The sequence below is a fragment of the Apilactobacillus sp. EABW-1NA genome, from assembly GCF_030398685.1.
Classification (GTDB): Bacteria; Bacillota; Bacilli; order Lactobacillales; family Lactobacillaceae; genus Apilactobacillus; species Apilactobacillus waqarii.
In genome coordinates this window covers 47,340-74,027 of record NZ_JAPDKO010000007.1, presented here as the reverse complement: position 1 = coordinate 74,027, position 26,688 = coordinate 47,340, and the positions used below count along the sequence as shown (strand labels likewise).

32 protein-coding genes and 3 tRNA genes are annotated in these 26,688 nt (G+C 35.6%); 21 read left to right on the top strand and 14 right to left on the bottom strand.

The annotated features are described in order from the left end of the window. Positions 1 to 203, top strand: a 203-nt coding sequence (locus OEZ61_RS03345) for a DDE-type integrase/transposase/recombinase (RefSeq protein WP_290046930.1), incomplete at its 5' end; no start/stop codon positions are given. Positions 204 to 248: 45 nt separating this feature from the next. Next, complete coding sequence (locus tag OEZ61_RS03340) at positions 249 to 473, top strand: IS3 family transposase (RefSeq protein WP_290046928.1); 225 nt, start codon at positions 249 to 251, stop codon at positions 471 to 473. Between the two features lie 64 nt (positions 474 to 537). Here OEZ61_RS03340 and OEZ61_RS03335 read toward each other — a convergent pair whose 3' ends face one another. The 5 genes from OEZ61_RS03335 to OEZ61_RS03315 form a co-directional block, all read right to left on the bottom strand. Then, positions 538 to 1,017, bottom strand: coding sequence for a DUF3278 domain-containing protein (locus OEZ61_RS03335; RefSeq protein ID WP_034534973.1), 480 nt, complete (start codon positions 1,015 to 1,017; stop codon positions 538 to 540). A gap of 11 nt (positions 1,018 to 1,028) precedes the next feature. Further along, positions 1,029 to 1,526, bottom strand: a complete 498-nt coding sequence (locus OEZ61_RS03330; RefSeq protein ID WP_034534972.1) for a DUF3278 domain-containing protein — start codon at positions 1,524 to 1,526, stop codon at positions 1,029 to 1,031. 3 nt (positions 1,527 to 1,529) lie between these two features. After that, complete coding sequence (locus tag OEZ61_RS03325) at positions 1,530 to 1,733, bottom strand: helix-turn-helix transcriptional regulator (protein ID WP_051592260.1); 204 nt, start codon at positions 1,731 to 1,733, stop codon at positions 1,530 to 1,532. 178 nt (positions 1,734 to 1,911) lie between these two features. After that, positions 1,912 to 2,391: a 23S rRNA (pseudouridine(1915)-N(3))-methyltransferase RlmH gene (gene rlmH / locus OEZ61_RS03320; protein WP_034534967.1), complete on the bottom strand. Its 480-nt coding sequence runs from the start codon at positions 2,389 to 2,391 to the stop codon at positions 1,912 to 1,914. A gap of 463 nt (positions 2,392 to 2,854) precedes the next feature. Next, positions 2,855 to 3,805 (bottom strand): Dyp-type peroxidase, encoded by a 951-nt coding sequence (locus OEZ61_RS03315; protein WP_034531312.1) that lies wholly within the window; start codon positions 3,803 to 3,805, stop codon positions 2,855 to 2,857. 181 nt (positions 3,806 to 3,986) lie between these two features. On the opposite strand from OEZ61_RS03315, the gene OEZ61_RS03310 reads away from it, so the two are divergent. Next, the gene (locus OEZ61_RS03310) at positions 3,987 to 5,432 is read left to right on the top strand and encodes a catalase (protein ID WP_290046925.1); all 1,446 of its coding nucleotides are present in this window, start codon (positions 3,987 to 3,989) and stop codon (positions 5,430 to 5,432) included. 265 nt (positions 5,433 to 5,697) lie between these two features. Next, a complete protein-coding gene (locus OEZ61_RS03305) occupies positions 5,698 to 5,997 on the top strand; it encodes an aggregation promoting factor surface protein (protein WP_225426076.1) in 300 nt (99 codons plus the stop codon). A gap of 38 nt (positions 5,998 to 6,035) precedes the next feature. Here OEZ61_RS03305 and OEZ61_RS03300 read toward each other — a convergent pair whose 3' ends face one another. Next, complete coding sequence (locus OEZ61_RS03300) at positions 6,036 to 7,187, bottom strand: homoserine dehydrogenase (protein ID WP_290046924.1); 1,152 nt, start codon at positions 7,185 to 7,187, stop codon at positions 6,036 to 6,038. A 109-nt stretch (positions 7,188 to 7,296) separates the two neighbouring features. Here OEZ61_RS03300 and thrC point away from each other — a divergent pair, with 109 nt between their 5' ends. Genes thrC through OEZ61_RS03270 form a run of 6 tightly spaced genes read left to right on the top strand, consistent with a single transcriptional unit; the run spans position 7,297 to position 10,852 of the window. Further along, positions 7,297 to 8,802, top strand: coding sequence for a threonine synthase (thrC, locus tag OEZ61_RS03295; RefSeq protein WP_290046922.1), 1,506 nt, complete (start codon positions 7,297 to 7,299; stop codon positions 8,800 to 8,802). After that, positions 8,774 to 9,628, top strand: a complete 855-nt coding sequence (gene thrB / locus OEZ61_RS03290) for a homoserine kinase (protein ID WP_248601012.1) — start codon at positions 8,774 to 8,776, stop codon at positions 9,626 to 9,628. Before thrC ends, thrB begins: the two co-directional genes overlap by 29 nt. Before the next feature lie 14 nt (positions 9,629 to 9,642). Then, positions 9,643 to 10,077, top strand: coding sequence for an ACT domain-containing protein (locus OEZ61_RS03285; RefSeq protein WP_198178086.1), 435 nt, complete (start codon positions 9,643 to 9,645; stop codon positions 10,075 to 10,077). Positions 10,078 to 10,127: 50 nt separating this feature from the next. Beyond that, positions 10,128 to 10,355 (top strand): hypothetical protein, encoded by a 228-nt coding sequence (locus OEZ61_RS03280; RefSeq protein ID WP_248601013.1) that lies wholly within the window; start codon positions 10,128 to 10,130, stop codon positions 10,353 to 10,355. A gap of 15 nt (positions 10,356 to 10,370) precedes the next feature. Beyond that, positions 10,371 to 10,595, top strand: coding sequence for a hypothetical protein (locus tag OEZ61_RS03275; protein WP_094750703.1), 225 nt, complete (start codon positions 10,371 to 10,373; stop codon positions 10,593 to 10,595). A gap of 14 nt (positions 10,596 to 10,609) precedes the next feature. Further along, positions 10,610 to 10,852, top strand: a complete 243-nt coding sequence (locus OEZ61_RS03270; RefSeq protein WP_217303989.1) for a hypothetical protein — start codon at positions 10,610 to 10,612, stop codon at positions 10,850 to 10,852. Positions 10,853 to 10,884: 32 nt separating this feature from the next. Here the strand turns inward: OEZ61_RS03270 and OEZ61_RS03265 are convergent, their stop codons facing one another. After that, a complete protein-coding gene (locus OEZ61_RS03265) occupies positions 10,885 to 11,580 on the bottom strand; it encodes a GPP34 family phosphoprotein (protein WP_041153168.1) in 696 nt (231 codons plus the stop codon). Between the two features lie 39 nt (positions 11,581 to 11,619). Continuing rightward, positions 11,620 to 12,330 (bottom strand): glycerophosphodiester phosphodiesterase family protein, encoded by a 711-nt coding sequence (locus tag OEZ61_RS03260; protein WP_053797021.1) that lies wholly within the window; start codon positions 12,328 to 12,330, stop codon positions 11,620 to 11,622. Between the two features lie 116 nt (positions 12,331 to 12,446). Here OEZ61_RS03260 and OEZ61_RS03255 point away from each other — a divergent pair, with 116 nt between their 5' ends. From OEZ61_RS03255 to OEZ61_RS03240, 4 genes are all read left to right on the top strand, one after another. After that, positions 12,447 to 12,935 carry a hypothetical protein gene (locus tag OEZ61_RS03255; protein ID WP_034531354.1) on the top strand — a complete coding sequence of 163 codons (489 nt, stop codon included), beginning with the start codon at positions 12,447 to 12,449 and terminating at the stop codon, positions 12,933 to 12,935. Between the two features lie 98 nt (positions 12,936 to 13,033). Beyond that, the gene (locus OEZ61_RS03250; RefSeq protein WP_225351450.1) at positions 13,034 to 13,288 is read left to right on the top strand and encodes a metalloregulator ArsR/SmtB family transcription factor; all 255 of its coding nucleotides are present in this window, start codon (positions 13,034 to 13,036) and stop codon (positions 13,286 to 13,288) included. A gap of 91 nt (positions 13,289 to 13,379) precedes the next feature. After that, positions 13,380 to 14,273 carry a zinc ABC transporter substrate-binding protein gene (locus OEZ61_RS03245; RefSeq protein WP_034534942.1) on the top strand — a complete coding sequence of 298 codons (894 nt, stop codon included), beginning with the start codon at positions 13,380 to 13,382 and terminating at the stop codon, positions 14,271 to 14,273. A gap of 76 nt (positions 14,274 to 14,349) precedes the next feature. Further along, positions 14,350 to 14,805 (top strand): hypothetical protein, encoded by a 456-nt coding sequence (locus tag OEZ61_RS03240; protein WP_034534941.1) that lies wholly within the window; start codon positions 14,350 to 14,352, stop codon positions 14,803 to 14,805. 37 nt (positions 14,806 to 14,842) lie between these two features. Here the strand turns inward: OEZ61_RS03240 and OEZ61_RS03235 are convergent, their stop codons facing one another. The 4 genes from OEZ61_RS03235 to OEZ61_RS03220 all read right to left on the bottom strand — a co-directional run bounded on the left by OEZ61_RS03235 (position 14,843) and on the right by OEZ61_RS03220 (position 18,690). Then, positions 14,843 to 15,538 carry an ABC transporter ATP-binding protein gene (locus OEZ61_RS03235; protein WP_290046914.1) on the bottom strand — a complete coding sequence of 232 codons (696 nt, stop codon included), beginning with the start codon at positions 15,536 to 15,538 and terminating at the stop codon, positions 14,843 to 14,845. Continuing rightward, the gene (locus tag OEZ61_RS03230; RefSeq protein ID WP_290046913.1) at positions 15,538 to 16,605 is read right to left on the bottom strand and encodes an ABC transporter permease; all 1,068 of its coding nucleotides are present in this window, start codon (positions 16,603 to 16,605) and stop codon (positions 15,538 to 15,540) included. Before OEZ61_RS03230 ends, OEZ61_RS03235 begins: the two co-directional genes overlap by 1 nt. An 11-nt stretch (positions 16,606 to 16,616) precedes the next feature. Then, positions 16,617 to 17,204: a TetR/AcrR family transcriptional regulator gene (locus OEZ61_RS03225; RefSeq protein WP_290046911.1), complete on the bottom strand. Its 588-nt coding sequence runs from the start codon at positions 17,202 to 17,204 to the stop codon at positions 16,617 to 16,619. 124 nt (positions 17,205 to 17,328) lie between these two features. Continuing rightward, on the bottom strand, positions 17,329 to 18,690 hold the full coding sequence (locus OEZ61_RS03220) for an FAD-dependent oxidoreductase (protein ID WP_290046910.1): 1,362 nt from the start codon (positions 18,688 to 18,690) through the stop codon (positions 17,329 to 17,331). Between the two features lie 398 nt (positions 18,691 to 19,088). Between OEZ61_RS03220 and OEZ61_RS03215 the strand changes: the two genes are divergently transcribed. The 4 genes from OEZ61_RS03215 to OEZ61_RS03200 all read left to right on the top strand — a co-directional run bounded on the left by OEZ61_RS03215 (position 19,089) and on the right by OEZ61_RS03200 (position 20,481). Then, on the top strand, positions 19,089 to 19,835 hold the full coding sequence (locus tag OEZ61_RS03215) for an SGNH/GDSL hydrolase family protein (protein WP_290046909.1): 747 nt from the start codon (positions 19,089 to 19,091) through the stop codon (positions 19,833 to 19,835). 328 nt (positions 19,836 to 20,163) lie between these two features. After that, positions 20,164 to 20,235: transfer RNA gene (locus OEZ61_RS03210), tRNA-Asn, on the top strand. Between the two features lie 55 nt (positions 20,236 to 20,290). Continuing rightward, positions 20,291 to 20,362: transfer RNA gene (locus OEZ61_RS03205), tRNA-Asn, on the top strand. Positions 20,363 to 20,409: 47 nt separating this feature from the next. Further along, a tRNA-Asn gene (locus tag OEZ61_RS03200) sits at positions 20,410 to 20,481 on the top strand. Between the two features lie 190 nt (positions 20,482 to 20,671). Here OEZ61_RS03200 and OEZ61_RS03195 read toward each other — a convergent pair. Next, on the bottom strand, positions 20,672 to 21,652 hold the full coding sequence (locus tag OEZ61_RS03195) for a GH25 family lysozyme (RefSeq protein WP_290046908.1): 981 nt from the start codon (positions 21,650 to 21,652) through the stop codon (positions 20,672 to 20,674). A gap of 210 nt (positions 21,653 to 21,862) precedes the next feature. Between OEZ61_RS03195 and OEZ61_RS03190 the strand changes: the two genes are divergently transcribed. Beyond that, entirely contained in the window at positions 21,863 to 23,776 is a 1,914-nt protein-coding gene (locus OEZ61_RS03190; protein ID WP_140999831.1) for an ABC transporter ATP-binding protein/permease, read from the top strand. Positions 23,777 to 23,826: 50 nt separating this feature from the next. Here OEZ61_RS03190 and OEZ61_RS03185 read toward each other — a convergent pair whose 3' ends face one another. Beyond that, the gene (locus OEZ61_RS03185; RefSeq protein WP_140999832.1) at positions 23,827 to 24,381 is read right to left on the bottom strand and encodes a TetR/AcrR family transcriptional regulator; all 555 of its coding nucleotides are present in this window, start codon (positions 24,379 to 24,381) and stop codon (positions 23,827 to 23,829) included. 410 nt (positions 24,382 to 24,791) lie between these two features. Here OEZ61_RS03185 and OEZ61_RS03180 point away from each other — a divergent pair, with 410 nt between their 5' ends. Both OEZ61_RS03180 and OEZ61_RS03175 read left to right on the top strand, forming a co-directional pair. Beyond that, entirely contained in the window at positions 24,792 to 25,658 is an 867-nt protein-coding gene (locus tag OEZ61_RS03180) for a mechanosensitive ion channel family protein (protein WP_140967745.1), read from the top strand. A 66-nt stretch (positions 25,659 to 25,724) separates the two neighbouring features. Beyond that, positions 25,725 to 26,597 (top strand): mechanosensitive ion channel family protein, encoded by an 873-nt coding sequence (locus OEZ61_RS03175; protein WP_140999833.1) that lies wholly within the window; start codon positions 25,725 to 25,727, stop codon positions 26,595 to 26,597. The last annotated feature ends 91 nt before the right edge of the window (positions 26,598 to 26,688 follow it).

The window sequence follows — 26,688 nt, the reverse complement described above, 5'->3', positions numbered from 1 at the left end:
AATTAACTACTGATATCACTTATATTCCTTGCGGAAATAAGATGTTATATCTCTCTACAATAATGGATAGTTTTAATTCGGAAATCATTGCTCATAAAATTTCTAATCATCCAAATACCCAATTGGCCTTAGATACATTAAATCAATTAGGCTATTTAAATGGAGCTATTATTCATAGTGATCAAGGTTCCACTTATACTTAACGTGAATTTTATGAATTAGCACGTAAAAAAGGCGCCATCAGAAGCATGTCCCGAAAAGGCACGCCAGCTGATAACGCCATCATCGAATCATTTCACGCCAATCTAAAGACTGAAATGATATACACACAAACTAAACCTAAAGGTTTAGCGGATACAATCAAGTATGTAAATAATTATATCAAATTTTGGAATAATAAACGAATACTAACAAAATTAGGCAACCAATCACCTGTAGAATACAGAAAATCAGTTGCCCAATTAAATAGTTAGAAAGCTGCTTTTATTTATTTGTTCAAAATAATAGTTGCAGTTTCATGCGCCCTAAGCTTTTTTATTATTTAAAATTACGACGATATCCTAAATACGTTGAGACAACAAACGCTATTGGATATATAACAAAGAGAATAAAGTCGAAGTGGCCGCCCAAAATTAAGTTGAAACAAATAAGAGTCGTCATTATAGCTACTAATGTAATTAAATTTTGAATGATAAAACTTCTGATAGCTATTTTTCGTTCACTGTCGTTACTATAATCATATTCATCTAATCCATGGCGTTTCACGACGATATCCATATATGTTAATGCAATTAAAATGGCTATTGAATCTGCAAAAATCATACCAATCGCAATATCGGAAGTATCGTAAAAGTTCCCTATTCCAAGTGATACAAAGATTGAAACAAACAGAAAGATAATCAGTCCGAAAGTCACCTTGTTGGCCGCTTCAGAAATTACCTTATTAGTAAATTCATCAAACGGTTCATTAATACCGTAAACAAATTTAATCATCTTAGTAAAAAAAGATTCCTTCATATTCATTCACCTCATTTTTTAAATTGACGACAATATTGAGTATAGATTGCCACCAAAATACCAATAAAACAACCAATAAATGATGGCAAAATACTTTCGGACATTCCTAAATATCTAAACCAAACCGAAATTGGATACATAGCAAGTGACAAAGTCAATACCGTCGTGAATATTCTACTGATAATAAATCTTTTACCATAAATCTTTCGTTCTTCTTCATTATCAAATTCATAGCGATCCAATTTATTTTTTCTAATGATTCTACTCATATATGCACTTGCAATCAAATAAACAAAGGTATCAGCAATGATTAAACCATTTACTACATTCATAGGACTGAACCAACTTATCAATACCATCAATGCATATGCTGACATAAGAAGATATACCATTAACCCAATGGCGATTTTATTTCCAGCGTCGTTAATGACGTCCCTGGCAAACTCATCAAACGGTTTGCTAATTCCATAAAAATATTTAACTAGTTTTATAAACAATGATTCTTTCATCGGCTATTCCACTCCTTCATTCCAAAATAAGGTATTTAAATCTGTTTTTAGTGCTTTGGCAATGTTGAAACATAGCTTCAAGCTCGGATTGTATTCTCCCTTTTCAATCAAACTTAACGTTTGGCGGGAGATACCAACAGACTTCGCCAGATCCTTTTGCTGCACATTTTCCTTTATGCGTATTTCTCTAACACGATTTTCCAAAATGTTACTCCCCTGATTATCCTGTGATTTTTATATTAATTTAGGTAATATATATGTTCCATATGTAAACTATATATTACATGTAAATAAAAAACAAGTAATTATTGCAAATAAAAAAACGACAATTTCTGTGCACCGCACCCCAAAGTTTGTACAAAACTTTGGGGTGTTTTTTTGTGTCTTATTTATGATATGGACTGCCTTCATTAATCATGAAGGCACGATAAATTTGCTCGGTTAATACCAAGCGCATCAATTGATGCGGCAAAGTAAAACGACCAAATGAAATTTGAGTGTCAGCACGTTTTAAAACCTTTGGTGCTAAACCAAGTGATCCACCGATTACAAAAGTGATATCTGAATGACCATATGTGGCCAACTTATCAATTTCTTTGGCGAATTCTTCAGATGCACGCTCTTTTCCAAGAATAGCTAGCGCATATACATACTCCTTGTCAGCAATCTTATCTAATATTCTGGTTCCCTCTTTATCCATGACATCTTGCATCTCAGATTCACTAAGGGATTCAGGCGCTTTCTCATCTGGAACTTCAATAATCCGAAACTTACAAAAACGTGATAAACGCTTGCTGTACTCATCAATTCCGGACTTAAAATACTTTTCTTTTAATTTTCCAACCACAACTAGTTTAATATTCATTTGTGAAATCTCCTTTTTGAATTTTAGAAACACTATATTTAGTATGTGGAAATGTTGTTAACTACTACTAATATTGTCCACAGATTGTCAAGGCTTTTCACGAGTTATCCACAACTGTGTATATGCCATTTTAACCCGTGTAACACTCAATAAATACTGCAACATAGGCGTTTAACAGCACCACGTTTTCCGTGTAACTTTCTTTTCCACAATGTTATCCACAGAGTTATCCACATGAGGTGGAAAACTAAAAAATGGCGATAATTATTGATTTTTCGGGCATATATATAGATCAAAAAAATTTTAATTCTTCTAGTTATACACCGAATGTATGTTTTTTTCTTTGTGAAAAGTTTTGGATTAAAATTTCACAAAGATTATTATACAAAATTAAGTAATCGTTCGTAAAATTTTATATAAAAAAGCGTTGAATTTAATCAACGCTCTCATAAATAAATGGTAATTATTTAGTTGGTAATTCGCCTTCAACGATTTGGTCTAACGTTGTCATAGAAGGAATAAAGAACACGTTACCAGTCACTGGATCAGAGAAATCTAGTAAGCGGTCGGATTGCCCAAACATGTTTTCAAGCATGCGCTTAGTAACTGTCCAATGTCTAGCATAACCAATGAAGTATGTTCCAGTCTTACCTGAACTAGGATCTGAGAATGGGACATTCATTCTGACAATCTTGTGTTCAACACCATCGTCGTTATCTTGAGATGCGACGTTATGAGAATTTTCCAATTTTTCGTCATCTTCTAGTTCCAAGTCCGAGTATTTCTTTCTACCGATAGCCTTTTCTTGGTCTTCAGTCTTTAATGCATTCCAAGCATCCATGTTGTGGATGTATTTTTGGGCAAATGCGTATGAACCATTTTCAAAGTCAGGATCTTCATCCCCAATAATAGCGTATCCTGATGCCTTTTGAATTTCAGGATTTTCAGTCCCATCAACAAACCCGATGATAGCTCGACCTTCAAAATATCTAAATCCCTTTGTTTCATCTTCAACGGTTGCAAAATCACGGTAGTAATTTCTAATTTGACTAGCAACTTCATATACAACTGCTTCTGAATCTGCACGAATGTGGATAAATAAATCGGCTGGTGTTGATGGTGAAGTATATTTAGGTCCCTTCACTGGTTTAAAGTCCTCTAATTCTTGTGGCTTCTTCGCGTCAGCAAATAGATAATCCCATGCTGAGTTAGAGAACCCAAACGCTACTTTCAAATGTTCTTCCGGATATCTGATATTCATTGAACGTAAAATGGCTTGTTCTCTAGATACTAATTCGACAACTTTTTCACGGTCATCGTCGGCGTTACTTCTATTAATAGTTAATGTCGTAAATAATACATTTTTTCCCGCATCTTTATATACATCTTGTGCGTCAGTAGGATCGAATGGCATGGTAGTACCTTCTTTCATTATTTATAATGATTATAAACTAATAATCAATATTATTATAACTCATTTTAAACATGATGAACGATAAAAATTAAAAAAATCATTAAAATTTTGAGCATATATTATCATAAGTTTTTATTTAGCATTACAATGTTGGTGTATAAACATAAAGGGGGAATTATTCATGACCAAACTAACTACTGATGAAGGTCAACCATGGGCAGATAATAATCATTCATTAACTGCCGGAAATCGTGGCCCTGTTTTATTACAAGACTACCAATTAATTGAAAAATTAGCTCACTTTAACCGTGAACGTATTCCAGAAAGAGTAGTCCACGCTAAAGGTGCCGGTGCTAAGGGGGGGTTCACTCTTACCCGTGACATGAGCGATTATACAAAAGCAGACTTGTTCAACGGTAAAGGCAAGCAAACACCTCTTACCATTCGTTTCTCTGAAGTTGCTGGTGAATTAGGTTATCCTGATACCATCAGAGATGTGCGTGGTTTCGCAATGAAGTTCTACACTAATGAAGGAAATTACGACATCGTTGGTAACAATACACCTATCTTCTTTGTTAATGATCCTTTGAAGTTCCCAGACTTCATTCACTCACAAAAACGTGACCCTGCTACCCATCTTCGTTCAGAAGACATGCAATGGGACTTCTGGTCACACTCACCTGAATCACTTCACCAAGTAACCTATTTAATGGGTGACCGTGGTAACCCTGCTAGCTACGCTAACATGAATGGTTACGGTTCACATACATTCAAGTGGGTTAACGCCAAAGGAGAAGCTTATTGGGTTAAGTACCACTTCATCTCAGAACAAGGCGTTAAGAACATGACCGAAGACCAAGCCTCCAAGGTCGCTTCTGAAAACACTGACTACTTAATTCAGGATTTATATGACCGTATTAAGAATGGTGACTACCCTAAGTGGAAAGTATGTGTCCAATTAATTCCTTATGAAGAAGGATTAAACTACAAATACGACATTTTTGATGTTACTAAGACCGTTTCTCACAAGGACTACCCACTACAAGAAATCGGTGAATTCGTATTAAACGAAAACCCTGAAAACTACTTCAATGATGTTGAAGAAGCATCATTCTCTCCTGCTAACCTAGTTCCAGGAATCGAACCTTCAATGGATAAACTATTACAAGGTCGTTTATTTGCTTATAAAGACGCCGCTAGATACCGTTTAGGTGCCAACTACGAACATCTTCCTGTTAATAGTCCAAAAAACGAAGTTCATAACTATGCTCGTGACGGTTATATGTCCCAAGGTCAAAATGGTGACGTTAACTACGAACCAAATCAATATGAAGATGCTCCACGCGAAGATTCTCATGCAAAGATTAAGCCATTTGCAGTTGAAGGCGAAGCTAACAGCTACAAGACCTATGACGAAGACCCATACTCACAAGCTGGTGCACTATATCACGTCTACTCAGACGATGAAAAAGACCGCTTAATTCAAGCTATCAAGAAACACCTAGGTAGCGTTAAGAGCCATGATACAAAAGTACGTCAAACTAAGCTATTCTACCGTGCAGATCATGACTATGGTAAACGCGTTGCCGACGCTTTAGGCCTAAATATGGATGAAATTTCTGAATAATTGATAAAAATTACGCTGGTATGATTGTTGTCATACCAGTGTTTTTTTGACTTTTGTTTCAGCAATGTAACAATTAATAATATAACTGTAACCATGTAATAACGTTACTGATATATAACTTCGATATAGTATTAACCATCATAAGAAATCGAAAGAAAAAATTTTTAAGGTATATATAAAGGAGTTATGTTTCTTGAATAACGTTACAAAATCTTTTATCAAATTCACAGTAATCGCATTTACATCATTATTAATTTTATTTGCAATTAATTTCGCTAAAAACGACATTCATGCTGATGCCTCAGTTAACTGGCAACATGTTGCTGAAAAGCATCTAAGCAAGAAAAACATCGCCGCAAGACGCTGGATTTCATTTCACGAATCAACTAACAGATATCATGCAAGAAACGGTGTTTGTTACGGTAAGTTCCAATTAGATATCAGCTACCTACATGGTGACAAATCAAAGAAGAACCAAGAATTAACTGCTAACAGATACGTTGCTAGTCGTTACGGTTCATGGGTTAACGCCAAGAAATTCTGGCAAAGACACCACTGGTACTAAAATAAAAAAACAGCTTAGCTAATCGCTAAGCTGCTTTTTTATTGTCTAAACATGATTGCTTTATTATCTCTTTGAAGGACTTCCTGGTATAGCATGTGGGCTGATTCGATAGTTTGGTTAGCTAGGTGCCAGTACTTACCTTCTAAATTACTAACATCTTGTAAATCACTAAGATCAAGTTCAGTTCTTAGGATGTATTCCGCCGAAAAGTTATTGTTATCGATTACTAAATGATGACTACCGTCAATGTCGTAGTACGGATTACTTTCTAAAATATCAACGACATCTTGTAACAAGGCGTTGGCAGTTGGCTTTCTTCCGGCCCCTTGACCTAGAAAACCAAGTGGTCCGATGGTATCCCCAGTTAGTTGGACGTAGTTTAAGTTACCGTTAACGGTCGCAATAGTGTTATCAACCGGTAATAGGGTTGGTTCGATGGAAATCGCTAGTTTGTCTTGATTGTACAATCTAGCCTGCCCAATCAATTTGATATTCATATTACGACCCAAGAAGAAATCAACATCTTCCTTTAATAGGTTTCTTATACCGACTTTTTTGATTGCATCACCCGGTTTAACAAGTGTATTAAACGCTAAATCAGTAGAAATACATAACTTATTTTCAACATCATAACCATCGATATCGGCTGTCGAATCAGCTTCAGCGTAACCTAAATCTTGTGCCTGCTTCAGTGCTTCGTCAAAACTGACGTGTTGGTTCACAATTGCATCGATAATGAAGTTACTGGTCCCATTTAGAATTCCACCGATTGATTGAACATCATCAATTCTAAGGACCCGTTTTAGATTTTGAATCCATGGAATTCCGCCGGCAACGCTGGGTTCAAATCGAAATGACACGTGGTTTTGTTTGGCCTCATGGATAAATTCTTCCATATATTTTGCCACGACCGCCTTATTGGCAGTGACCACATTTTTGCCCGCCTTAAAAGCATCCATAATCATCTCGTAGGCTGGTTGAATGCCACCCAAGGTTTCGACAATGACCTTAATATCATCATTATCCAAAATTGATTGATAATCATTCGTCTTGTTTTGTGTTGCGTCCACCTTTTCTTTTCTCACCCAAATGGATGCTACATTTAACTTTTCCTTTAGGCGCGGGCTTTTATCGATGATGTCTTTGACCCCACCACCGACTGTTCCAAGTCCTAAAATTGCGATATCCAATCCGATCACATCTTTTCTTTTGTATGTATATAATAAACACTTGTTTTTTATTAATAAACAGATTATCATGTAATCAAATCTTTTTCAACCACACAGGAGGATATAAATTATGGAAAAATATACTAGTACAAGAGACAAAGATGTCGAAATTAGTTCTTTTGATGCGATTATCAAAGGATTTTCAGACGATGGCGGCTTATTCGTTCTACCAGATTTAGCAGATCATAATATTAATATCGATAAAGTTATCGACCAAAGTTACCAAGAAATTGCTTTCGATGTTGTTAAAACATTGCTACCTGATTTTTCAGATTTCCAAATCGCTAACAGCATCCATGAAGCATATGATGATGGTTTCGATGATTACGAAGTCACTCCTATCAAAGATGTCGATAATTTCTCAGTTCTAGAATTATTCCATGGTCCTACCTGTGCATTCAAAGACGTCGGACTTCAATTATTACCAAAACTAATGCAACAATGTCTACCTGAAAACAAGCACGTAATGGTAATAGCAGCTACTAGTGGTGATACCGGTACTGCTGCCCTTGCTGGCTTTAAAGATGTCGACAAGATGGGGGCAATGGTCTTCTACCCACAAAACGGAGTCAGCATGGTACAAAAACAGCAAATGTTGACCACTAAGGGTTACAATACCAGAGTTGCTGCTATCAATGGTAATTTTGACGACGCGCAAACTAACGTCAAAAAAATCTTCAACAACCAAGCACTAAAGGAAAAAATTGATGATGGCAACTCACTATCAAGTGCTAACTCAATTAATATCGGTCGTTTAGTGCCACAAATCGTTTACTATTTCGATGCTTACAAGCAAATGGTCAAAAACGGGAAAATAAACGTTGGGGACGAAATCATCTTCACCGTCCCTACCGGAAACTTTGGTGATGTTTTAGCCGGATACTACGCCAAGTTATTAGGACTACCCGTGAAGAAACTAGTAATTGCATGTAACTCAAATAAAGTCTTAGCAGATTTCTTTGAAAATGGTGTTTATAATCGTAACCGTCCATTTTTTAAGACAATTGCGCCAAGTATGGATATCCAAATTTCTAGCAACTTCGAACGTCTTTTGTATTACAAGAGCGGTGAAAACGTTGATTATGTAAAGGCTCTAATGGATGACTTAGAGCACGATGGCAAGTATGAAGTACTTCCAGAAATATTGGCATCCATCAAAGAAGATTTCATCTGCGGATACAGTGATGATGAAGAAATAAAAGCATCCATTAAGGAAGTCTTTGAAAAATATCACTACCTAATGGATCCGCACACTGCTTCCGGATACCGTGTTACACGTGAAACACAAGCTAATTATCCAGATACACCTGTCGTAATGCTAAGTACAGCTAGTCCATATAAATTTGTTGACGCAGTTGCTGATGCCATCATCGGCGAACACCATCAAAATCCAATTGAAACTAGTGATCTATTAGTTGAAAAGACTGGAATCGAAATTCCAGAACAACTAAGACAAATCTGGCACGATGAAGCTATTGTCCCTGACAAAATCAATCCTGAAGAAATGGAAGAATTGGTGGTTGATACAATAAAGGATGTGTTTGAAAATGATAAAAGTAAGAGTTCCCGCAACTAGCGCAAATATCGCGATGGGTTACGACTGTCTAGGCATGGCCATCAACCTGTTTACATCTGTCAAAATTGAAGATGCTGATAAATTTAGCATCACCGGTTGTGACGAAGCATTCCAAAATGAAGACAATCTGGTCTATCAAGGTTTTATCCAAGGTTGTAAACATTTAAAACGAGAAGTTCCTACCATCTCCATCGATATTCAAAGTGAAATCCCGGAATCCCGTGGTCTAGGTAGTTCATCTGCTTGTATCGTTGCTGGAATCATCGGTGCGTTTGAATACTTCAAAGAAGATGTCGATAAGGATGTCATTCTCCAAATCGCCACTGCCATGGAAGGTCATCCCGACAACGTCGCTCCCGCCATCTACGGTGGATTATGTATGGCCTTTGAAGATAGTAATGGTCACTACGACGTCATCAAGTACCCAGTAGATGATTCATACTACTTCACTGCCGTCATTCCGGACTTCAAGGTCTCAACCAACGAAGCCAGAAAGATTGTTCCAAAGGAAGTCAAAACAACAACGGTAGCCCATCAACTATCACATTGTTTAGCGATGTTAAACGCCCTATCAACGGGTGACATTAAACAACTAAAAGACGCCATCGACGACCGTTTGCATGAACCCTACCGTAAAAAAATAATCAACGGCTTTGATGAGGTCAAAAAAATCGTCAAAGAAAACGATTCTGTCGTATATATCAGCGGAAGTGGATCAACGCTAATAATCATTAGTAATTCAGCAGATAGACGTGATAAAATAATAGAAGCGTTGCAAAAACGATTCGAAAAATTCAGCATCAAAAATGTTGAAATTATGAACTAACGGTGGTGAGAACAATCAGTAAGTATTATATTGTCGATGACTCGCTTCTACCAGAAGCATTCGGGAAGGTCATTGAAGCAAGAAAAATGATTGATAACGGGGAAGTTAAAAACGTCAGTGAAGCCGTGAAACAAGTCGGCATCAGTCGTGCTAGCTACTACAAGTACAAGGACTACGTTTACGAAGCCCAACAATCATCATGGCAACGAAAGGCCGTTATTTCATTTTTATTAAGTCATAAAAGTGGTATCTTATCCAAGGTTTTAAATTCCATTTCAAACCGTGATGCCAACATCTTAACAATCAACCAAAACATCCCCATCAATGATTCAGCCAGTGTCGTGATTTCACTGGACTTGAGTCAAATGGATGGCACAATCGATGAATTAATCGCAGATATCAGTGCAATTGATGGCACAAACAAGGTTAACCTAGTCGCTGTTGAGTAATTAGACATGAAATGTTAACATTCTGTCTAATACATAGAAAGGAAATTACAATGGATAAATTGCAATTTATGGATTACACTTTCATGTTTAATTCTTCCCATTCTACTTACACCAACAACGAAGAAGGGTTAACCTTTTTTAATTTAGATGGTGAAGTCAGAATCAAGATTAGATTCAAAAATGAACGCCTAGTATTGCTACCACAATCAGGCGTTACCATTAAAAAAGTAGATGATAAGACCTACCGCATCATCGCCAATGAATACCAACCCGTATAGGGCAAGGAGATTTAAATGAGAGAAGTTCAAATCAGACAGTATCATTTAAGATACGACGACGATAAAATCGACGGTTATTTCGATGAAAATAACGAAAGACTAGCATTCAACGCCGGAAGCGAATTATTACTAGTAGTTGATGTCGATAACGACCAATTAACGTTTCATCCAAATGGTGGCGAATACGTTTCAATCGAAGAAATCGATGCTACCCACTATGAACTAAAATCTGACTTTTAAAATAGGAGACTGCAATGCCTCAAATAACTTTTCATGATTACACCATTTTCTACCAAGACCATATGCTACCCTTCTTTGATCAAAAAAGAGACGCCATCTTATTTGTAAGATATTTGGCCGAAAACGATGGTGGCAAGGCTTACGATGATGCTCAACTAACCATTGAATACGATGATGGTATCGTATTTACACCGCTTTGGAACATCAAAATTAAGCAAACTAATGATAAAGAATTCATTTTAGACTTCAAAGGATAATAAAAAAGACTCAGCAATCGCTGAGTCTTTTTTTAGATTGTGCTTGTCTTTGTCTTGGTCATGTATGAGGCTGGTTGCTCTTTGGCTACCAAAGCAGCAACGTTTCTCATATGTTCCCCGAAAGTATCGATTAATTCTTGAATATGATTGTATTCAGGATGTTCAGATAGTCTCTTTAGTCTTGTGCAAATCACACGACGTTCACGACTCTTAAAACATAGCTTTAATTGACGGCTAACGGTTAGCATCTTAGCTAAGCAATAAACGTTAACTGTCATTGGAGCTGAACCCATCATTTGATCATAGATGGCATCGATAATTTCTTGGTTAGTTTGGTTCTTTGGTACAAAGGTTCTCACCTTGTGCACTAAGCCCTTCTTTTTTTCCAAGACGTGGCCACCTTCATAGAACTGTTCGCCTAACGCCATGTAAGTGTGTTTCATTACATCAATGTTTTGCAAAAGTTTTGCCATGATTGTATCCACGTCTTCGTTCTTGTTACGGATGATTAAATCCATAAAAGAGTTCAAGAAGTATAACTTGTGTGGTAAATTGTCGATTATCTCGATTCGGTTATCTTCACCTAATTTAATTACACCTGCAGCCGCTAAGTCTAACAAACAGCTGTCTACTAAATAAGCACGTAGACGAACATTTTTTAGCATTACGCGGCTATCTTTGGACTTACTAGTAATTAAAAAATACATTTCAGCAGTTGTAAGTGCCATAATATAGCCTCCATGAGTAGAATAAAAGTATTCTAACACTTATTTGTCTTTTTTGTTACCTTTTTTTCTTTCGACTTCGTTTCTAATCTTAATCGCTCGTTCAAAATTATTGGTGAACACACCTGCGACGTTACGTTTCATAATAAAACGTAATCGAAGATTGCCGTTAACGGTCCAGATGCGTTCAACGTCTTCAATATCTGGTTGGTAAAAACGAAGGTGTAATGCATCTAGGTTATTAGTAGCCATGAATTCCTTTGGATTGTCGATACGATTACCGGTCAAGAATGCAAATTTAGCATCATGGGTAATGGTTTGGGCAATCTTAATTGATGACAAGTTAAAAGACGAGTAAATGATTGGGTGAAGTAATTCGTATTCATCCACCATTTTAATAACGATTTCTTCAATGTTTTTGTAGTGAATCTTATTGGTCTTGAATTCTAAATTAACGTAAACGTCTCTGCCTTCGACTAATTCTAAGACCTCCTGTAGCTTTGGAATTGGTTCGTAATTAGACAATGAAAAACGTGATAATTCTTCATATGTATAATCCTTTACATATCCTCTACCATCAGTTGTGCGATCAATTCGTTCATCATGAATCACGACGGGGACGTTGTCCTTGGTTAAATGAACATCAAATTCTAACCCTTCAATATGATTATGCAGTGCATAACGAAATCCTTGTAGCGAATTTTCTGGGTATAAATCTGGTACACCACGATGACCATAAATTACAGTTTTCATTTGAAAGCCCCCCTCATTTTTCTTTTCCCTAATCAATAATAATGCTATTTTTTTATTTTGCAACCAAAGTTTATTTAAATGTTACAATAAACTTATCCAAAGATAAGAGGTGTGCCATGATTTACGCAATTATCAGTTTCTCAGCCAGTTACATAATGTTTGTCTTTTGCCTATTTCAAGGCGTTTTAGACATGTCCGGCCAAATTAACGAGCTACATAAAGCAGAACACTCTGCGAAAAAATATCATCCGATGAGAGCCGGTCTATGGATGATTCCACCGCTCAAAATCATGCTGGAACGCAACCGTTTAAAAAAGATTTTGTTAAACGCGAAATCAGATACAGACATCAAAAAATTCAGGGCATTTTACAACGTTTCCAACCAATCAACTGCATGGGCCTACATCTCATTTGCCTGCATGCTAGACTCGATTGTTTCAATTAAGACGCTATTCGATGCCTTTAGATGGCACCTATCAATTCCAGTCTTCATCCTTTTATCACTGCTTATTATCATCATAGGATATGCACAAGTCATGTATCGCGTATCCGACGATCGTAAGGAAAAAATCGGGGCCAAAATTAATCGACTAAAAAAGCAATAATTGCGTGATGTCGTTTTGTTTTTATGCCATTTAACGTTATAATTTAAATATCACAACTCGCGGAGGAAATTATGATCATAAACGACAAAAAACTACATATGATTACCAAAGCTTTGGATAATTCACTTCGAATTAAGATTTTGTATTATTTAGAAGCCAACAATCAAAGTAATGTGTCCAACTTAATGAATTACTTTGAAACTTCCCAACCAAACATCTCTCGTCATTTGAAGATATTAGCGGATGCTAACCTAGTCTACAGTGAAAAGGATGGCCAGGAAAGAATCTATCAATTAAGCGATAACCACGTTTCTCAACTATTAGGAACTTTGAAAACCCATATTAATGATTAAAAAACATCATTCTTGACATATGCCAAATTTAGATATATAACTATATTTGTTATATAACATAATTTGGTATATTTTTATTTGGAGGCAAACAATGAAAAAATTTAAAGTAGTCGGTCTAATTGCTTTTATCAGCATGTTCTTAGTCGTTCTTGCTGGTTGTTCTTCTACCAAGGCAAACGACCCCAAGAAAAGCATCAACGTTACTTCTTCAGTCAACTTCTACGGTGAAGTAGCTAAGAACGTATTAGGTAAATACGGTAAGGTAACATCAATCATCAACAACCCAAATATTGATCCACATGATTTCAACCCTTCTAGTTCAGATGCCAAAAACGTTTATAAGGCTAACCTAGTGATTTACAACGGTCTAGGTTACGATTCATGGGCAAAAAAACTAGCCAGCAGCAACAACGATGTTGATTCAATCAACGTCGGTAGCCTAATGGGTAAAAAGACTGGTGACAATCCACACATCTGGTACAACGTTGCCACAATGGAAAAACTAGCTAACACCCTAGCTGACAAGTTCTCAAAACTACAACCAAAACACAAGAAACAATTCGAAGCTAACGCTAAGGCATACATTGCAAAACTAAAGGTTTTAAACACTCAACTTGAAGACATCAAGAAGAACAAGATGAGCAAGCCAGTCGCAGTTTCAGAACCCGTTTTCGATTACTCACTAGCAAACATGGGTTACAAGGTATCTGACACTTCATTTGAAGAAGCAACTGAAAAGGACAACGATCCAAGTCCAAAATCAATTCGTTCACTTCAAGAAGACATCAAGAACCACAAGCTTTCATTCTTCGTTGTCAACAAGCAAGTTAACAGCAAGACCGTTAACAACCTAGTAAAGCTAGCTAAGGAAAACAACCTACCAATCGTCTACGTGACTGAAACTAAGCCAAGTAATGAACCTAACTACATTTCATGGATGCAAAACCAATACAAAGAAATTCAAGCAATCCAAAAAACTAAATAATTTGAAGTAAAAAACAGAAAATATTAGTATATAATATAGTTAGAAAATATATTTGGACGAAGGAGTTTGAACCATTATGGCAATTGCACTAGTAAATGAAATGTTTAACGAATTTAACGATCCTGACTTAAGTTACAAGGATTCCAGAGATGGATACACTGAATGGTTTAAATTATCATTTCTAGTGGATGACGGTTACCACAAGTTCGAAGATGGTAAGCGCAAATTCATTCCCAAATATGACGAAGAATTACAAGAAGTGATGAGTAACTTCTTGAACAAGTACCAAAAGGAATTCGAATCATCATTCATCAACGAAAAGGAATTCGAAGTTCTAGATCGTACCAAGGAAATTGTGAAAGACTTAAAGCAAACCCTTGAAAAAGAATTCTTAATCGAAGACAAGATTAGCTTGTTTAGTATCGATTTAGTCGGTAGTTGGCAAGCATTCAAGAGTTCTGGTTCTTCCAAACTAGAACAACGTTTCTACAGCGACATCACTAACCACGTTGAAAAGAAACATCAAAAATAAAAAAAAAAGCAGCTAAGAATATTTCTTAGCTGCTTTTTTATACTAGTTCTGCATTATTTACATCAATAAATTGACCCTTACCATCGACGATGCGATAGTTCTTATCTACATACTTCAATAGTCTATCATCATGGGTAATGATGATGACCGTCTTGTTTTCGCGGTGTGCTAAGTCTTGTAGCATTTGCATCGACTTAACGGCCATGTTTCCATCCAGGGCAGCGGTTGGTTCATCTGCCAAGATGATATCTGGATTGGTGTATAGCGCACGCAAAATTGCGACACGTTGTTGTTGTCCACCAGATAATTCATCGGGATAGTTGTTCATTAGGTCATCAATTTTTAGTGCTTGAGCCCACTTTGAGAATGTTTCTGTGTCAATGTTTGCACTCTTCTTCACCTTATCGGCTAGTCTGAATTGATCAGATACCTTTAGGTAAGGCAATAGATTGTAGGCTTGAAGAATGAAACCGATGTGTTCCAATCTAAACTTACTTTGTTCTTTTTTACTCATATTGCCGTAGTCACTACCGTCGATATTAATATCTCCGGATGTGGCAGAAAGAATGCCACCCAAAATCTTCATGAAGGTACTCTTCCCTGAACCAGAAGGTCCGGTAATGGCAATCACTTCACCTGAGTCGGCGGAGAAATTGATATCTTCAAGAGCAGTAGTGGCGGCCATCTTGTCGCCAAAAACTTTATTGACGTTAGTTAATTCAATTTTTCTCATTATGAACCTCCCATTGCTTTGGCTGGATCAATCTTTGCGACGGTGCGCATTGGAATTAACCCACCAATAATCGACATCACAATTATCATCACAGCAACCGCACCCATCAATGTTATATCGAAGGTCATTGGTACTGCTGCCGGCATTGAAATGGCAGTTAAGAAAGTTAATAATCCACTGACTGCCACTCCTACAATCGCTAGGATTAACGCGTTCGAAACCACGTTCATGGCTAGATATCCGTTTGATACCCCTTGAACCTTTAATACGGCAAAGTATGGAATCTTTTGCATGGTTAAGACGTATAAGAAGATTGAGATTACCACTAAGGTAATTAATAGTAGAAACGCAATCATGAATTCAAAGGTGCTGTTTTGGGCATTGTATCCAGGAATATCTTGGATGAAGTCTTCGATGTTCATGATTTGAGTTCCAGCAACCGCCTTTTTGACGTCGCTTCGATAAATCATGGCACTAATGGTATGGTTCACGTCAGTACCAAATTTTTCGGTTTGCACGGCATCGTTAGTAGCATAAATTACAGGTGCCACATTCAATTGATTGTTCTTAACGGTTCCGACAATCTTAAAGACGTGACCGTTTCTGCTGAACTTCACCTTTTCACCCAAGTGATAGCCGTCTGTTTCTAATAGACTTTGGTCGACTACGACTTCATTATCCTTGGTCAACTTGTGACCATTGACGATTTTTAAGTCACGGTAGATGAATTGATTCTTATTCAAACCAATTACTTGTGAGCCCACCTTGTTACCTTCAGAAACAGTTTGCACGTTGGCACTCATTTGAGTGATGTCGGCGCGCTTGTCCGCACTGGCCTTTTTGGCTTGTTGTGCAGTAATGGTAGATTGATCCAATGAACCATTGGCATCAGAATTTAAAACAATTTTTTCAGCATTCCATGAATCGATTGCTTGACGATTAGCTTCGCTTAGGCCGTTAGCTAATGCGGTTAAAATAAAAATCAAGTATGCAATCATCACGATTACTAAACAAATTAGACTGTATCTAAATTTGCTCTTCTTAATTTCGCGAAGTGATAAAAACACGATGGTCCCTCCTAGTTAACTAAACCCTTATTAATTAGTTTTAACAAATCAGAAAAATCTGATAGCGCTTGTTTATCGTCGCCACCGTTCAATACAGTTCGAATGGTTTGATGAGCTGCTCGACTCGCCCACTTGTATGTCAAAACAATTGTTTTTCTATCAGAAATCTTTTGACCGTTAACCATCAAAATTAGTTTGTCATCAGGTAGATTATTGTAATCATATTCGACGTGCTTTAATTCGTATTGGTTAAATAGGACGTATTTACGATAAAACTGTTCGTAATCAGAATTTTCCAATTCATTGATAAAAGACTCAGTTGCCACATAAAAAGCATGAAGTGAATCAGTTGGTTCTGCCTTCAACTGTGCGAATACATCAAAATGAATCTCTCTTAAAACCCTCTTTAAAGCGTATTGATAACTATCATTAATATCATCGAAGTACTTGTAGAAAGAACCGCGCGCGATTGAACAATCTTTAATAATTCTCGCTACTTGTGCATCCATTAAACGATGATTTGAGAATTCGTTAATCAATGCAGTAAAAATTTGGTTTTGTTTGTCTTCATTTAAATTTAAAAAAGTTTGTGTAGGCATTTGTAACTACTCCTTTTTTATGGTGACATTGTGTCATTTTTGAATATCTTACTTTTATAGTGACACGGTGTCAACTAATTAGCATAAAAAAAAACACTGAAAAATTTCAGTGTCCTTTTTATTCTTACTTGTTAATATTTCTTACAGCAGCTTGTGCAGCTTCATTCATGATGTTCCAAGGACGATCAAATCCAGGTTGGAAGAAGAAGTCAGCGTAAGCTAAATCATAAACAGTTGCATGTTGTTGAATTGCAAATGAAATGGTGTTGATGTTTGCAGTAACATCTCTAGTTGACATGATTTGGCCACCCAAGATACGACCATCAGTTGGATCAAATGTAATCTTGAAGTAAACCTTAGCATTTCCTGCTTCTTGTGAAACAAATGGAGGAACTGCCCAATCTTCGATTAGTACTGATTCTGCACCAGTAACACCGCACTTTTCTTGAGTATCTTGCTTAACACCAGTTGAAGCGAAGTGGTAGTTAAATACTGAAAGTGCTGATGAACCTGAAACAGCAGTCATTTTTAATTCTCTTCCAGCAGCGTTAGCAGCAGCAGTACGTCCTTGACGACGGGCATTTGATGCTAAAGCGATTGATGATAATTCGCCAGTTGGTGCATATGGAACCTTAGTTGCATCACCAACAGCGTAAATATCTTTAACACTAGTTTCTTGGTGTTCATCAATCTTAATACGGCCACGTTCATCTAAGTCTAATAGTCCTTTTACTAATGAAGTATTTGGAATAACACCGGCAGTTTCAACAACTAATTCGGCATCAAAAGTACCTTGATCAGTCTTAACAGCTGAAACCTTACCGTCTTTTCCGACAAATTCAGCAACGTTAACGCTACCGACAAAGTTAACACCGTTTTCCTTAAATTCTTGAGTTAATTTTTCAGTAAATTCTGAATCTAGATAGTTACCTAATAGACGAGGATTGTGATCTACGATAGTAACTTCCTTACCTGCCTTAGCAAAAGCTTCAGCAGCTTCGATTCCAATGTAACCTGAACCAATTACAAAAACATGTTTTAAATCAGGATCTACCATTTTTTGCTTCAGTTTGATAGCCCAGTCACGACCACGCATTGCGTATAGGTTTTCTAGGTCCTTACCAGGAACATCTAGTCGGCGAGGAGTAGCACCAATAGCTAAAATTAGCTTATCGTAGCTTTCATCACGTTCTGAACCATCAGCTAAGTTCTTAACATGAACTGATTTATTCTTTTCATCAATACTTGCGATTTCTTGTTGTACAAATACATGTACACCATCTTTTTCAGCGTTTTCAACAGTTTCATAAGATACTGTATTTACATCCTTTACAGTACCTTCTAAGTATAATTCCATACCACATGATAGGAAGGAAATGAAATCTCCTCTTTCATACCATTGAATTTCTGCATCAGGGTTTTCTAAAAGCATTCCACGAACGGCTTCATATCCACCGTGTGAAGAACCAACTACGATAACTTTCATTAGTGTGTGGCCTCCTAATAATTTTTAATTAATATTTATATAACATTACTTTGTGATAAATATCACATTTGATTTACAAAGGTAATTTTACCTTTTGTGCGATTATATAGCAAGCAATATTTAACAAAAAAGTAAAAAAATATGAATAATTTTTTGTAAAAAATTAAAAAATAGTCATATTAATAGTCAAAATCGCTTTAAAACACTTTTATTTTAATCTTTTGTCTAATAATATCATCTAAAAAATCGATTAGTTCTTGAAATAAATGATATTTTCATCACAAAGTTTCTGTACAAATGTTTAAATATTGCTTAAGTTTCCCTATATGTAATTGTGATGGCCATAAAATGCTAGTAAAATTAAAAACAATAATAAAAACTATGAGGAGTTAATTACAATGAAATATGGGTTGATTAAAACTGCATTATTCACTGCAGCTGGCGCTGCGCTTGTAAAGTTATCAAAGAAAAGTATTGATATTAGAAGAGCTAACAGCGATATCTATCAACCATCTAGGGATTTCTTTGTAGATGACAACCTAAACGGCAAGAAAATAGTATTCCTTGGATCATCGGTAACAGCTGGACTTGCCGCCAAGGGAATTTCATTTGTTGATTTCTTGAGAGTAGAACATGGAGTTCACGCAATCAAGGAAGCAGTTAGCGGAACCACCTTAGCCGATGTTAATGATAAATCATACATTAGTAGAATGAAGAAGAATCTAAATTTTGATTCTCATTACGACTTGTTTGCTTGCCAACTATCTACTAATGATCAAAGAAACGGTGTTGAGATGGGAAGAATCAGCAAATCGTATGATGCTGAAGATTTTGATACTCAAACTACCATCGGTGCAATCGAGTACATAACAGCCACTGTTCAGGATACTTGGGACTGTCCATTGGTCTTTTACACCTGTTTAAGAAAGCCAGAACCAGAATACGAATTTTTACGTGAAAAACTATTTGAATTACAAAGAAAATGGCATTTCGCAATCATCGATATTTGGAATAACAAAGCATTAAAGAAAATGAATGAAGAGAACCCTTCTTTCATGCTAGATGATACACATCCAACCTGTGCAGGATATCGTTATGGTTGGACTCCTATTTTTGTTAAAGAATTAGATCAAATGTTAGAATAATAAAATGGTCACCAATAAAAAGCGTTGTAATATCAACGTTTTATGGGTGGCTTTTTATTTTCATTAATTTTTAATGAAAAAACAGTTGCATTTTTATAATAATGATGTATTATTATTAACAACGACAGAGATATGATAACTACATAAGCAAAAATTTAGATTGACGTCTTTATTGAGTTTTCAAGATGCTTCGGTTAAAAATTATCGTTGTTATTTGATATTTTTAATGAATTAAAATTTCACATTTTTCTCTCATTTTATATCACATACAAACACATTTTTACTCTATTGAGTAGTTGGATTAATTTCCAAGCACATATTTCATTCTTGCTCTATGGTTCAATGGTAGAACGGCGCACTGTTAATGCGAAGGTTACTGGTTCGAGTCCAGTTAGAGCAGTTGGGTAGGATGCTACTCATCAAAAAACTTAGATTTTTATTCAATTACAGATTCTTGCTCTATGGTTCAATGGTAGAACGGCGCACTGTTAATGCGAAGGTTACTGGTTCGAGTCCAGTTAGAGCAGTTGAGTGGAATCCTACTCATCAAAAAGATAATTTTTCACCTCATTTTTGCTCCGTGGTTCAATGGTAGAATAGCGCACTGTTAATGCGATGGTTGCTGGTTCGAGTCCAGCCGGAGCAGTTGGGAGAAATCCCAAGTTAGCTTTATCCCAATGTTAACTAATAAAGCAAATTGCTTTTCCATATTTTTATTCATAATTATCTATAATTCCACATAATAAGAAGACTTAGCCATTTGACTAGGTTTTTTTATTTGATTAAAAATAAAAAACGATAGTCCACAGACTATCGTTTTTTATGATCTTGTTTTCTTATGATGTTTTTTTCTTGTGATGAATCTTCTTAACATGTTTCTTTTTGTGATGCTTTTTCTTATGATGCACTTTCTTAACATGTTTTTTCTTATGGTGTTTTTTTACTGACTTTTTTGCATGTTTTTTCTTGTGGTGCTTAATCTTCTTGGAACTAGATTTCTTAGCTGCCAAAGAAATAACTTTAGCTGTCTTTTTCTTGGAAACAGCAGTTGGCTTTATTTCTGTATTTCCATTCCTATTACCAACTTTTTGTCCTTTACTAACATCGTTGTTAGTTACTTGATTAGAAACAGTTCCCAAGAACCACGATTTTTGCTCACGTAGTTTACTTGCATCCACTTTCTTATGTAGCGCAGAAGAATAATGGCGATCTGTGTATTGCCATAGTACATGAGCAATTGATGGTTCGTTCTTAGTGTAAGACGCTAACCAATACCCATCATATTTACTTAGTGCTTGTGAAGCATAAGTCTTCATAAAAATTAGGTATGAATAAAATAGAATTTTTCTTGATCCAACTAGTGGTCGTAAAGTATTTACCCATTTAGCAGTGGCAGCATTTGAACGGCTACGACTAATTGAAGCAACTTCAAAGTCATTGACATAAAACTTTGCATTAGGTGCTCTGTGGTATAAGTCACGAGCTTCTCTTGCAGCAGAAGCTGAAGAATTATATCTACTAAATGAATATACTCCATATGGAACATTATACTTATCTAATAGAGCTTTATTATGTTTAAAAGTCCTATCACTATAGCTTGATCCATATTGAACCCTAAGAATAGCAAATGGAACCTCTTTACTTAAATTTTTTGCCTCTTTATTAGTCAAACGCCCCTGCCATTCAGACAAGTCATAGACAGTTCGACTACTTGCGTTGGCATGTGTGTTATAGCTTTCAATTGCTCCAATCCCCGTTGTTAAAGCAAGAGAAGCGACCATTGTCATCAATATTGATTTAAATTTCAACTTAATCAATATAACTCACTCCCGTTTCTATTAATGAATCTTTGGTGCAAATTATAGACGTCAAATGTTGCAAGAATGATATAGTTATATTACAAAATATGACATTTTTATAATTTTTAACTCAAAATGCAACACTTTCTTTTATTTTGATGATTGTTTTAAAAAAAATCCCGCATATAATAATCTGTACAAATTAATTAAAAATAAGGAGTGAAAATAATGTCATTCTTAGAATTAAAAAACATTCAAAAATCATACTACCTAGGAAAAGATGAATTTAAAGTCTTAAAAGGAATTAATTTATCATTTGAGAAAGGTGAAATGGTATCAATTCTTGGTGAATCTGGTGGTGGTAAATCTACCTTAATGAACATCATCGGTGGATTAGATAGTAAATATGAAGGTGACGTTTTATTAAATGGTAGCTCATTAAAACACGACACTGATAAACAACTAGACGAATATCGTCGTAAAACTATTGGCTTTATTTTCCAAAGTTTCAATCTAATTAGTCATTTAACAATTTTGGATAACGTGTTGGTCCCACTTGAAATGACTACTCTTTCTAAAAAAGAACAGGTTGCTCGTGCCAAGGAACTACTTGCTAAAGTAGGACTAAGTGATCACATCAATAAATACCCTAATCAATTATCAGGTGGTCAAAAACAACGTGTTTCTATTGCCCGTGCATTAGCTGGAGACCCAGAAATGTTAATCGCTGATGAACCAACTGGTGCATTGGATCCAGAAAACACCACCGAAATTCTACAAATTTTGGATAACATTGCAAAAGAAGGAAAGCTAGTACTAACTGTTACCCACTCTCAAAAAGTTGCTGACTACGGTACTCGTATCGTCCACATGACTGACGGTCGAATTGATGAAGATAGAACTCTTCGTGATAAATACGCAGAAAGTGATGAACCATCTCTTGAATCCAAATCACTATCCTTAAAGTCAATCGTTAAAATGACATGGGATAATATCAAATACAACTCCAAACGAAACTTCTTAATCATATTTGGTGGATTAATTGGTATTTTCTCAGTTGTATTCATGCTAGGTCTTGGTAATGGTGTTAGAGGATACATTAACCACGAAATTTACTCTCAAGTTAATCCCAACAGCATTCAGGTTTCACATAAAAACACAAATGATCACTCACCATTTAAAGATACTGACGTTAAGAGACTAGAAGCTATTAAAGGTGTTAAGTCTGTCCAAAAAGCTTACGCTTCAACCGGAATTCAAATGAAATCTGGTAACAAAACCGCTCAATCTTCATACATGACGACTAGTTTAGCTACCATCAACGAATCTAACATCAAACACGGTTCCGCACCTAAAGATGGAGAAATATTAATTAACACTACCGCTGCAAAGTCACTAAACAAGAACAATCCTAATTCCTTAGTCGGTAAAGAAATTCAAGTTTCATTCAATGCTATGAAGGACGGAACTCCATTCCCAGTGACTAAAAAGCTAAAAGTCTCAGGGATTATTGATTCACAAAGTCCACTTACTATCATTAACTATGACACTGTCAAAGAAGCTTTATCTGACAACGGAATCCAAATTAAACCAAACTTCTTAAATGTAAATATTAAGGGTGGTGTAGGTAACGTTGATCCCGTTCAAAACAGAATCAAGGCCATTGAAGTAAATGGTAAAAAAGCTTACAGTATCCAAGGTGCCGGAGCAATTGTTTCAACTCTAAACACTTACATTAACCTTGCCGTATACGTATTGGCAGCAATTGCAGGTATTTCATTATTGGTATCAGCAATCATGATTATTGTTGTTTTATACATTAGTGTTGCTGAAAGAACCAAGGAAATTGGTATTTTACGCGCACTAGGTGCTACCAAGGGTAACATTAGAATGTTATTCGTTAGTCAATCATTATTCCTAGGTGTATTTTCATCTGTTTCAGCTGTCATTATTTCTTACCTACTTCAATTCGGTATTAACTCAGCTGTTCACGGTATGATTGATTACTCAATTATTCAAATTTCTCTTGGCAATGCCATCTTCGGAATTGTTGTTGCAATAATCATCAATTTACTAGCTTCTATCCTACCTTCTAACAAGGGTGCTAAACTAGATCCAATTGAAAGTTTAAGTGCTGAATAGCTAGTAATCCCCTATATAAAAAACACGCTATGAAATTCATAGCGTGTTTTTTAGTATTCTCTTGTCATTAAAAAGTTATACACATAGTCTTTATCATACTCATCAAAATGGTGAATCCAAAAAACAATTATTCCTAACGCTGTTGATGCATTAAAAGCCGAAAAGAGTTTTTTATCTTTACTGCTCATATCATGAGCGAAAACATTAGTGGTAGAAACTACCATTTCCGAAAAAAACTTCAACATCTTAATCGGGAATCGAATATCGCCATTCTCACTAATCATGACTTCCAAAACTGGTTGATTATTTTCGATAACAGTTAAAAATCTGTAAATAAATTTTTTGGTAGCAGAGTCGATATCTTTGTTATCAGTTTCTTTTAAATCAGAATTAGCAGCCTTTATCTCCCCAATAATTTGATCTTCAATCTGTTCTTCCAGGTCAATCTTATCAGTATAGTGTCGATAAAATGTACTCCTATTAATCTGTGCTTTTTTAATAATGTCGCTAACAGTGACACCTTCAACTCCCTTTTTCCTCGATACTTCAATAAAAGCATTAACAATTTTATTTCTAGTAAGTTCGCGCTTTTTTTCGTATTTCAAAATCTATTTTCCCCCCATAAAGTTTCTACTAGTTAATCTATGCAACATTAGTGTTATTATTAGTTTATTAAATATATTGAAAAGAGATGCTATAACATGTACAAGTTTGGCCTAATTAGTGGCTTTATTATTTTCCTAATTGCAGCTGTTTCGTTTATAACATTTATCTATATTATTATCCGTAAAATTTCATTACATCAAAAATTTGGCATTAATATCTGGTTCTTATTTATATCCCTAATCATCGGAATTGCAACATATGATATGGATAAAAGTTTCATTAATTTTATTCTATCACCGTTATAAGCCGCAATAAGTTAACATTTTATTAAGTTGATTTGTTTCGCTATCATCTAATTAATGCAGATGGTAGGATATTATATGTGATACTTTTTTAAGGAGTGAAATGTATGCTAAAGGTTGCTACTAACCCTAGTTTCATAGCAAGATATTTTCAAAGCTTTAATTGGGACGAAATTTTACATAACTTAACAAATATTGTTATTGATATCGTTTTAATTTCAATCTTTTTCCTAATTCTTAAAAGCATTGGTAAACGCGTGATCAATCATCTATTTAAGAACTATGCCAAAAGAGAGCGTGGTATTCCAGCAAATAGATTGAAAACACTACACTCATTATCCGTTAACTCTTACATGTATATTCTAGTATTTTTCTGGATTTATTCTGTGTTAACTTTTATTGGAGTGCCAATTGGAACACTCCTTGCTGGTGCCGGCCTATTCTCAGTTGCCATTGGTTTAGGTGCACAAGGTCTTGCTAGTGATATCATCAATGGTTTCTTCATTCTATTTGAAAAACAAATTAGCATTGGAGACTACGTTACCATCGGTGAAGTAACTGGTACTGTTTCTGAAATTGGCCTCAGAACTACTAAAATCAGAGGTAACAATGATTCATTAAACTACATCCCTAACAGATTAATCACTAATATCTGCAACATGTCTAAGGAACGTATGAAGGCAGATATCGATATTAGAGTTAATCCTGATACCCCAATTACTCAAGTAATTAACGTCATGAAGGAAGTTAATGCTAAATACATCCCTCAAACTGAAGGTATCATTGATGAACCAGATATTTTAGGTACTGTTGATATGGGTGATGGTACTATTGCCGTTAAGGAATTTATTCCTACTACCGATGAAGCAAGATTTGATGTTCAATTCAAATTCTTACAACTTTACCTTGAAGCTATTACCGCAGCTGGTATTAAGTTGCCAAACAATAAGGTAATTGCTGACATTTCAAAATAGAGTTTCAACGCCCATTTTTGGGGCGTTTTTTACTATCATATATAAATACGAAAGGAAGTCACCATTATGTTTATTTTAGCTGCCAAAAATCCAAGTATATTAAAGCAATATGTGGATAGTTTTAAATGGAGTGATATGCTTCATAACCTTACATTTGCCATCATTGATATTCTTTTAATTTCAATTTTCTTCATAGTTATAAAATTGATTGGTCAGATTATCATTAACCGTCTATTTGGTAGATATTTACAAAAACAAAAAAAGATTGGTCCTAAACGTGAGGAAACATTAAAGTCAATCTCATCTAACACCTACAACTACATTCTTATTTTCTTTTGGTTATATTCTATTTTAAGCATCATTGGTATTCCGGTTGGATCTCTTCTAGCTGGTGCTGGTCTTGTTACAGTTGCTTTAGGTTTAGGTGCTCAGGGATTAGCCAATGACATCATTACTGGTTTCTTCATCTTATTTGAACACCAAATTGATGTTGGTGATTTCGTTGTGTTAGACACAATTACCGGAACCGTTTCAGAAATCGGTCTTCGTTCTACACAAATTCGTGGTGTCGATGATTCTCTTAATTTCGTACCCAACAGATACATCACAAATATCTGTAACATGTCTAAGGATCGTCTAAAGGCTGAAATTAACATTCGTGTTAACCCTGACAGCCCAATTCAACAAATCATCGACATCGTAAAAGATGTGAATGATAAAAACATCCCTAACACTAAGGGAATTATTGATGAACCACAATTATTAGGTACTGTTGACTTAGGTGATGGAACAATTGCCGTAAAGGAATGGATTCCATGTACTGACACCGAAAAATTCAATGTTCAATTTAAGTTCCTTCAATTATATTTGGAAGCAATTAAAGATGCTGGTATCACTTTACCTAATAACAAATTAATCACTCCAATTCCACAAAAATAGTCATTAAATAATGTATGTTTTATAAAATACACAAAAACATAACTATTTTAGATTAATTCGTGTACTAATTATTTGTAACTAAATGCAAATA

Excerpts from the sequence above, each read along its gene's own strand:
- OEZ61_RS03340 (WP_290046928.1), top strand. The coding sequence starts at position 249 with ATGTCCCGAAAAGGCACGCCAGCTGATAACGCCATCATCGAATCATTT.
- OEZ61_RS03335 (WP_034534973.1), bottom strand. The coding sequence starts at position 1,017 with ATGAAGGAATCTTTTTTTACTAAGATGATTAAATTTGTTTACGGTATT.
- OEZ61_RS03330 (WP_034534972.1), bottom strand. The coding sequence starts at position 1,526 with ATGAAAGAATCATTGTTTATAAAACTAGTTAAATATTTTTATGGAATT.
- rlmH (WP_034534967.1), bottom strand. The coding sequence starts at position 2,391 with ATGAATATTAAACTAGTTGTGGTTGGAAAATTAAAAGAAAAGTATTTT.
- OEZ61_RS03315 (WP_034531312.1), bottom strand. The coding sequence starts at position 3,805 with ATGCCATTCGATCCTACTGACGCACAAGATGTATATAAAGATGCGGGA.
- OEZ61_RS03310 (WP_290046925.1), top strand. The coding sequence starts at position 3,987 with ATGACCAAACTAACTACTGATGAAGGTCAACCATGGGCAGATAATAAT.
- thrC (WP_290046922.1), top strand. The coding sequence starts at position 7,297 with ATGGAAAAATATACTAGTACAAGAGACAAAGATGTCGAAATTAGTTCT.
- thrB (WP_248601012.1), top strand. The coding sequence starts at position 8,774 with ATGATAAAAGTAAGAGTTCCCGCAACTAGCGCAAATATCGCGATGGGT.
- OEZ61_RS03280 (WP_248601013.1), top strand. The coding sequence starts at position 10,128 with ATGGATAAATTGCAATTTATGGATTACACTTTCATGTTTAATTCTTCC.
- OEZ61_RS03275 (WP_094750703.1), top strand. The coding sequence starts at position 10,371 with ATGAGAGAAGTTCAAATCAGACAGTATCATTTAAGATACGACGACGAT.
- OEZ61_RS03270 (WP_217303989.1), top strand. The coding sequence starts at position 10,610 with ATGCCTCAAATAACTTTTCATGATTACACCATTTTCTACCAAGACCAT.
- OEZ61_RS03265 (WP_041153168.1), bottom strand. The coding sequence starts at position 11,580 with ATGGCACTTACAACTGCTGAAATGTATTTTTTAATTACTAGTAAGTCC.
- OEZ61_RS03260 (WP_053797021.1), bottom strand. The coding sequence starts at position 12,330 with ATGAAAACTGTAATTTATGGTCATCGTGGTGTACCAGATTTATACCCA.
- OEZ61_RS03255 (WP_034531354.1), top strand. The coding sequence starts at position 12,447 with ATGATTTACGCAATTATCAGTTTCTCAGCCAGTTACATAATGTTTGTC.
- OEZ61_RS03250 (WP_225351450.1), top strand. The coding sequence starts at position 13,034 with ATGATTACCAAAGCTTTGGATAATTCACTTCGAATTAAGATTTTGTAT.
- OEZ61_RS03245 (WP_034534942.1), top strand. The coding sequence starts at position 13,380 with ATGAAAAAATTTAAAGTAGTCGGTCTAATTGCTTTTATCAGCATGTTC.
- OEZ61_RS03240 (WP_034534941.1), top strand. The coding sequence starts at position 14,350 with ATGGCAATTGCACTAGTAAATGAAATGTTTAACGAATTTAACGATCCT.
- OEZ61_RS03235 (WP_290046914.1), bottom strand. The coding sequence starts at position 15,538 with ATGAGAAAAATTGAATTAACTAACGTCAATAAAGTTTTTGGCGACAAG.
- OEZ61_RS03225 (WP_290046911.1), bottom strand. The coding sequence starts at position 17,204 with ATGCCTACACAAACTTTTTTAAATTTAAATGAAGACAAACAAAACCAA.
- OEZ61_RS03220 (WP_290046910.1), bottom strand. The coding sequence starts at position 18,690 with ATGAAAGTTATCGTAGTTGGTTCTTCACACGGTGGATATGAAGCCGTT.
- OEZ61_RS03215 (WP_290046909.1), top strand. The coding sequence starts at position 19,089 with ATGAAATATGGGTTGATTAAAACTGCATTATTCACTGCAGCTGGCGCT.
- OEZ61_RS03190 (WP_140999831.1), top strand. The coding sequence starts at position 21,863 with ATGTCATTCTTAGAATTAAAAAACATTCAAAAATCATACTACCTAGGA.
- OEZ61_RS03180 (WP_140967745.1), top strand. The coding sequence starts at position 24,792 with ATGCTAAAGGTTGCTACTAACCCTAGTTTCATAGCAAGATATTTTCAA.
- OEZ61_RS03175 (WP_140999833.1), top strand. The coding sequence starts at position 25,725 with ATGTTTATTTTAGCTGCCAAAAATCCAAGTATATTAAAGCAATATGTG.